This window comes from Zhongshania marina, assembly GCF_002915595.1.
Taxonomy (GTDB): domain Bacteria; phylum Pseudomonadota; class Gammaproteobacteria; order Pseudomonadales; family Spongiibacteraceae; genus Spongiibacter; species Spongiibacter marinus_B.
Map to the genome: position 1 here is coordinate 1 of NZ_PQGG01000011.1, position 5,472 is coordinate 5,472.

Below are 5,472 nucleotides of genomic sequence, written 5' to 3' on the forward strand. Positions count from 1 at the left end.
GTAAGCGTCCGGGCAACTCACCTTCCCATCCAATTTTAGGATAGTAGTCTTGGTGTCCACCTCATACTAAGTGGACACCAACGATGGATATTCAAGGATTACTTCCCGCGCCAGCCAAACCACCACGCCGCCAACATTCTCTCGAATTTAAGGAGCAAGTCGTGGCAGCGAGTTATACCGCCAATACTTCGGTGGCAAGCGTAGCGCAGCAGTTTAAAATCAATGCCAATCTCGTGCATAAATGGCGGCGCCAGTTTGAAGCGAAGGCGGCTGGGCGTGATGACTTTATTAAAGTTGCACCGCGAATTCCCGTCAAGGCAATGGACGCCTCATGCCCTGATACCACGCTAAAAGTCGAACTAAGCAGCCCCCTTGGTCCCGTCACGATCCACTGGCCAATGTCCGGTCTTGCCGATTTAGCTTCATGGCTGAAGTCCCAATCATGATTCGTATCGACGAGATTTGGTTGGCGCGTGAACCGCTGGATATGCGCGCTGGCCCAGATACCACTTTGGCGCGCGTGGTACAGAGCTTCGGCGAAGCCCGCCCCCATTGCGCCTACCTTTTTGCCAACAAGCGGGCCAATCGGATGAAGGTATTGGTGCACGATGGCTTTGGTTTGTGGCTAGCCGCTCGGCGATTACACCAAGGTAAATTCAGCTGGTGCGCGCTGCGTGAAGGGCGGGCAATCGCGCTAGATGAGGAACAACTGCAAGCGCTCGTCGTCGGCTTGCCCTGGCAACACGCGGGTGGCGCAGCCACCATCTCGGTGCTGTAATCTCGACCAAACGGCCTCTTTAATACGAGGTTGTGAGCACAGTTGCCGCACCTCGTCCATTTACAAAATCGTCATCGAACGCGGCGCCAAGTTCTGGCAAAGTAAGGTGATGACTCAGCCAGCCGACCTCCAAAACTTATCTCCCGACCAGCTTCGCAAGCTGGTCATGCAGTTGCAGGAGACGGTGACTGCCCAAACGCACAAGATCGCCGAACGCGATCAGTGCATTGCTCAACGCGAAGCCTCGCTCGAACAACTACAAACCCATAAAGACAGGCTGACCCACGAGTTGGCGCTGTTGCGTCGCCACCGCTTTGGTAAGCGCAGTGAAGGGATCGATAAGCACCAGCTCGCTTTATTGGACGCGCTGGTCGATGAAGACATCGCCGCGATTGAGGCTGAACTGGAAAAAGTCTCAATTACGCCACCACAGCGCGAACGCAAAAAGCCCAAACGCCAAGCACTTCCCCAAGGCTTGCCTCGCACCGAGATTCACCATGAGCCCGAGAACACAAACTGCGTTTGTGGCTGCGCAATGACTCGGATCGGTGAAGACGTTAGCGAGAAACTCGATTACCAGCCTGGCACCTTTAGTGTTGAGCGTCATGTCAGGGGTAAATGGTGCTGCCGTGATTGCGACAGTCTGGTACAAGCTCCTGTCGCAGCGCACATTATTGATAAAGGCATTCCCACCACCGGTTTATTGGCTCAAGTGCTCATTAGCAAATATGCCGATCATCTGCCGCTGTACCGCCAAGAACAACAGTTTGCCCGTAGCGGCGTCATGATTCCCCGTTCAACATTAGCGGATTGGGTGGGTCGTTGCGGCGTAGAGCTACGGCCTTTAGTGGATCATCTGCGCGAGCAACTATTAGAACAAGCTGTACTACATGCCGATGAAACACCGGTTGCGATGTTGGCGCCGGGTAAGCAGCGTACTCATAAAGCCTATGTCTGGGCCTATGCGGCAACGCGCTACTCCCCGATACAAGGCGTGGTCTACGACTTCAGGCCCAGCCGCTCAGGCAAAGAATCGAGAGACTTCCTCGCAGATTGGCGAGGGAAGTTAGTTTGCGATGATTACAGCGGTTACAAAGCGGGCTTCGCCAATGGCATGATCGAAATTGGCTGCTGGGCCCACGCTCGTCGTAAATTCCACGATCTGCACGTGGCCAACAAAAGCCAGATTGCTGAACAGGCGCTGAACTATATTAAACAGCTCTATCTCATCGAGCGGGAACTTGTTGAACTAAGTCCTGAGCAGCGAAGGCAACAACGACAAGAACAAGCCAAACCGATTATCGATCAGCTACAGCATTGGCTGATCGGAAAGCGGCAACAGGTACCCGATGGCAGCGCGACGGCCAAAGCAATCCAATACAGTTTGAAACGCTGGGATGCGCTCACGCGCTACCTTGATGATGGCGCTGTGCCCATCGACAATAACTGGGTTGAGAATCAAATTAGACCTTGGGCGCTTGGCCGTTCGAACTGGCTGTTTGCGGGGTCGCTGCGCAGCGGTCAGCGCGCGGCTAACGTAATGACCTTGATCCAGTCCGCGAAGATTAATGGCCTGAACCCGCAAGCCTATTTGAAAGATGTAATGGCAAGATTGCCGACTCAGCGGGCGTCAAAGATCAGCGAACTACTGCCGCATAATTGGCGGCCGTAGCAATGTGGGTTTGCCGGAAGCTTACGTACAAATGGAGTTGGGGTTGTATGAGTTTTAGGATGAAAACTGTCGCTGTTGGATCTAGGAAGATCCCACTATGTGTCGCTGTTATTGGTAGCTTCGTTACTGTCGGTATATTTTCTTTAGCAATACTTTATATCATCGAATCGGACGAAATTTCCACGAGTCAGCGTTTGGCCCAGCAGCGTGAGGCGCTGGTCCAAATGACGGCAGAAGACACAGCAAGAATGGTGGCTAAGAATATTGTTCAGCATGGAAGGCTTAAGTGGTCTACCCTGGATGTTCATGTGGGGGAGCTGGTTCGCGCCATTTCGGTTAGAGAGAAAGAGGGCGATTCCTCTGCATTTAGGGACTACCTTGCCGAGAACGAAGCATTCAATGGTGACACACCGACATTACCTGTCCATGTGGATTTAGCCAAGCATGGTGCTGATGGCTACACCTCCGTCGTCTATGTGTTGGATCAAGGAAAATTCATAGCGTCTCGAAGTAGTACCGCGATGGCCTCAGTAGCGGCGATCACTGTGATCACCGGTTTGATAATGTTTTACATGGGGTACGGATTTTCCTCAAAGAGTTCGAGTAGCTATCGAGAGGCAAGCGGCAAGTTGAACCTAGTTGAAGGATTCAGCAAGAAGCTGCTCACCAAAGTGCCTCGGGAAGAATCGCAAAGTATGCGACGCTATATGACGTTGCTTGCCCTAAGAGAGCTCGGGCAGCCTTTGGGATCTGCTGCAGATAAGATTGCTTCAGCGATTTCAGACCTTGATCGTGGTGATATCATCACCACAAGGAAGGCGCTTGTAGATGGACTAAGTTCTTTTAGGCAGTCTTCACATATCGTGAACTCACTAGCGAGGATTGCGCCTGGTAGAAGCGTTGAGGATAAGCCCATATATCGATGGGTAAAGGCGAAAGATGTTTTTAGTGAGCTGCACGACAGTATGTTTCAGTGTGTCCAGGCGGGTGCGCCGATAGGTTTTACAGTGACGTACGAGGGCGGTGAGCTTGATGAAATGCTGGTCGATGTGGATGTTCTTCCATTAGCAGTTTCAGCTGGAATGAGCTCAATAGAGCGATATGTTCGTGAAGGGTATATAAAAATTGTTGGGGCCGTCGAGAAAGATCTGTTGGTAGTTACCGTTATGGTGAATGGTGCCAGCTTTATCAACGAAGCGGGCGTCATTTCTAGCGCGGTCGATAACGCAATAGGGGAGGGCATGGAGTTCGTCTTTTCCTTTGCTCGAACCATTGGTGCTTCAATAAGTGTGCAGTCGGTTCACGATAGGGGGATCGTGTTTCATGTTGGTGTTCCCGCCAAGACCCGAGTTGGATTTCCTCTGGACGATGGCGCAGGGGGGCTAGATTTAAACTTGGTATACCCTAGCGTAGAAGAAGAAGCATATAGCACATTTTTTCACAACCAAGGGCAGGGCGGTATCAAGATCCTTGTTGTTGATGATGATGTTGACAAAATGCGGGACATGGCCACAAAGATGTCCTTTGACGACTTGCGAAGAAGCGACGTGAGAGTCACGTTTACCAGTGATCCGGCAGAGGCCATTCGCCAGGCAGAAGATGTTTGCTACGATTCAGTGGTAATACGGTACGGAATAAAGGATCTGGATGCGCTCTTGTTTTTCTCCTTTTTGGACGAATCAGGGCACGACTACACAGCCACTCACAAAGTTCTTCTGGCTCAGAGCGGAGAGGTGCCATTACAAAGAGTTTCCATGCTCAATCAAATGGATGTCCAGATTGTTAATGGCGATGTGTCGGTTATGGACATAAAGAACATGGTTCGTAAAGTTAGTTTAAGGGCTGTTTGTAGTGGCATAGTGAATTTGGCCACCTGATTAGAGGTGATATGATCACCTCTATAACGATACAGGTGATCAATGAGCAACCGTACAAGACCGACTTTTAGCCCAGAATTTCGATTGGAAGCAGCCCAGCTAGTTGTTAATCAGGGGCGTTCTATTCGAGATGCTGCAGAAGCGATGGGGGTGGGTAAATCCACCATGGACAAATGGGTTCGTCAGCTTCGGGCCGAGCGCAACGGTATTTCACCGCAAGCGACGCCGATGACGCCCGATCAGCTAAGAATCCGTGAACTAGAGAAACGACTCCGGCGAGTTGAGGAAGAAAAAGAAATCTTAAAAAAGGCTACCGCTCTCTTGATGTCAGACTCCCTGAACAATTCTCGTTAATCGAGAAACTCAAAGAGAGCCACGCGGTGGCGTTAATTTGCGATGTGTTTGGGGTTAATCGCAGCAGCTATAAGTATTGGGTTAAGCGGCCAAACATGCCGAGCTTAAAGCGAATTAAGCTGCTCAGCGAGGTTCGGTCTGCGCACAAGGATAGCAATGGCTCGGCCGGTGCGAGAACGATTGCAACCATCGTAACCGACAGAGGTATTCAGCTCAGCCGGTATCGCGCGACGCGATTAATGAAAGAGCTGGAGCTAGTCAGCTGTCAATTACCGAGTCATCGCTACAAGAAAGCTAATCAGGAGCATATTGCCGTACCGAACAAGCTTGATCGAGAATTTGCAGTTAGTCAGCCGAATCAGGTTTGGTGCGGCGACGTAACGTATATTTGGTCGGGACAGCGCTGGGCTTATCTGGCAGTGGTGATAGATTTATATGCACGCAAGCCAATAGGCTGGGCGATGTCGTTATCACCCGATAGCGTGCTTACCGGCCAGGCATTGAGTATGGCTTTTGAAGCGAGGGGAAGACCCAAAGGAGTTATGTTTCACTCGGATCAAGGTAGCCATTATTCCAGCCGGAAATTTCGTCAACATTTGTGGCGCTATCAAATCGAGCAAAGCATGAGTCGTCGGGGTAACTGCTGGGATAATGCGCCGATGGAGCGATTCTTTCGGAGCTTAAAAACAGAGTGGGTTCCAGCGCTGGGTTATCGTAATTTTACCGATGCTCAGCAATCAATTACGGAATACCTTGTTGGTTATTACAGCCAAACAAGACCACATCAACAT

The 5,472-nt window shown here is 51.0% G+C and carries 5 protein-coding genes; all 5 read left to right on the forward strand.

What is annotated here, in order from left to right:
• The first annotated feature begins 83 nt into the window (after positions 1 to 83).
• Positions 84 to 446: a transposase gene (locus tag C0068_RS04960; RefSeq protein ID WP_103682816.1), complete on the forward strand. Its 363-nt coding sequence runs from the start codon at positions 84 to 86 to the stop codon at positions 444 to 446.
• Entirely contained in the window at positions 425 to 778 is a 354-nt protein-coding gene (gene tnpB, locus C0068_RS04965) for an IS66 family insertion sequence element accessory protein TnpB (protein ID WP_199176086.1), read from the forward strand. Before C0068_RS04960 ends, tnpB begins: the two co-directional genes overlap by 22 nt.
• A 109-nt stretch (positions 779 to 887) precedes the next feature.
• A complete protein-coding gene (tnpC, locus tag C0068_RS04970; protein WP_103682818.1) occupies positions 888 to 2,450 on the forward strand; it encodes an IS66 family transposase in 1,563 nt (520 codons plus the stop codon).
• 59 nt (positions 2,451 to 2,509) lie between these two features.
• Complete coding sequence (locus C0068_RS04975; protein ID WP_146047840.1) at positions 2,510 to 4,327, forward strand: hypothetical protein; 1,818 nt, start codon at positions 2,510 to 2,512, stop codon at positions 4,325 to 4,327.
• Between the two features lie 42 nt (positions 4,328 to 4,369).
• A protein-coding gene (locus tag C0068_RS04980) for an IS3 family transposase (RefSeq protein ID WP_434061417.1) occupies positions 4,370 to 5,472 on the forward strand; the annotation gives its coding sequence in 2 pieces (ribosomal slippage) (positions 4,370 to 4,622 and positions 4,622 to 5,472; 1,104 coding nt annotated over the 2 pieces). This gene is flagged as partial in the annotation.

What these genes read in the sequence shown, in the direction of transcription:
- C0068_RS04960 (WP_103682816.1), top strand. Translation starts at nt 84, where the DNA reads ATGGATATTCAAGGATTACTTCCCGCGCCAGCCAAACCACCACGCCGC.
- tnpB (WP_199176086.1), top strand. Translation starts at nt 425, where the DNA reads ATGGCTGAAGTCCCAATCATGATTCGTATCGACGAGATTTGGTTGGCG.
- tnpC (WP_103682818.1), top strand. Translation starts at nt 888, where the DNA reads ATGACTCAGCCAGCCGACCTCCAAAACTTATCTCCCGACCAGCTTCGC.
- C0068_RS04975 (WP_146047840.1), top strand. Translation starts at nt 2,510, where the DNA reads ATGAAAACTGTCGCTGTTGGATCTAGGAAGATCCCACTATGTGTCGCT.